The organism is Arthrobacter sp., from assembly GCF_030540645.1.
Taxonomy (GTDB): Bacteria; Actinomycetota; Actinomycetes; order Actinomycetales; family Micrococcaceae; genus Specibacter.
This window is the reverse complement of sequence record NZ_JAUNVV010000038.1, coordinates 29,291-30,487: the sequence shown is the minus strand read 5'-3', so window position 1 is coordinate 30,487 and position 1,197 is coordinate 29,291. Positions and strand designations below refer to the sequence as shown.

Annotated in this window: 1 protein-coding gene; it reads left to right on the top strand. The window is 64.0% G+C overall.

Annotated elements, in window-relative coordinates; translation table 11 throughout:
* Positions 1-35 precede the first annotated feature (35 nt).
* Complete coding sequence (galK, locus tag Q4P21_RS09005; protein ID WP_303388443.1) at positions 36-1,196, top strand: galactokinase; 1,161 nt, start codon at positions 36-38, stop codon at positions 1,194-1,196.
* Position 1,197: the final 1 nt, after the last annotated feature.

The following is a 1,197-nucleotide window of genomic DNA, read 5'->3' as shown; positions in this document are numbered from 1 at the left end:
GCGCTTAAGTCCAACGCGCTTAAGGTGGCGCACGCATGAGCGCGACTATCGACGCAACCCAAGTGGCCCAGGAATTCGCTGACATCTTTGGCACAGCCCCGGACGGTGTCTGGTCTGCACCAGGACGCGTCAACCTGATCGGCGAGCACACGGACTACAACGAAGGCTTTGTGCTGCCATTTGCCATTGACCGTGCCGCAGCCGTGGCCATCAAGCTGCGCGGGGACAATACCGCCCGGTTGCGCTCAAGCCACGGCGATCAGACAACGGTCACAGTGGACCTGTCCACGCTCTCCCACGACACCATGCAGGGCTGGACGGCCTACCCGTTGGGCGTCGTGTGGGTCCTGCGGCAGTTGGGCGTGATGATTGGCGGTTTTGACCTGTACCTGCACTCAACGGTTCCTTCCGGTGCCGGCCTGTCCTCGTCGGCTGCCATCGAGTGCGCCGTTGCCACGGCGTTCAACGAGCTGGCAAATGCGTCCCTGAGCCGCTCTGAACTGGTGCTTGTGGGCCAGCGTGCCGAGAACGAGGTTGTCGGTGCCCCGACAGGCATTCTTGACCAGTCGGCGTCGTTGTTGGCCACTGACGGGCATGCCGTGTTCCTTGACTGCCGCACCCAGGAATCCGAGCTGGTGCCGTTGGACCTGGCCGCCGCCGGGCTGCTCATCCTCGTTGTGGACACGAAAGTCTCCCACGCCCACGCAACTGGTGGCTATTCGGCCCGCCGCGCATCGTGTGAGCTGGGTGCCGAAGTCTTTGGAGTGCCGGCCCTGCGCGATATTTCCGCCACGGACCTGCCGGAAGCCTCAGGGCTGCTGGATACTGAAACGTTCCGCCGGGTTCGCCACATCGTGACGGAGAACCAGCGGGTACTGGACACCGTTGCAGTCCTTGCCGACGGCGGACCGGGGGCCATTGGCGCCCTCCTCACCGCCAGCCATGCCTCCATGCGCGATGACTTTGAGATCTCCTGCCCCGAATTGGATTTGGCAGTGGACACTGCCCTGGCCAACGGCGCACTGGGGGCCCGCATGACAGGGGGCGGGTTCGGTGGCTCTGCGATCGCACTGATTCCATCCGCGGTTGAGGCAACTGTCCGCGAAGCGATTTCACAGTCCTTCGCCGACGCCGGGTTCACCGCTCCTGACATCTTTGCCGTATCCCCCGCACCCGGAGCACGCAAGATCAGCTAGC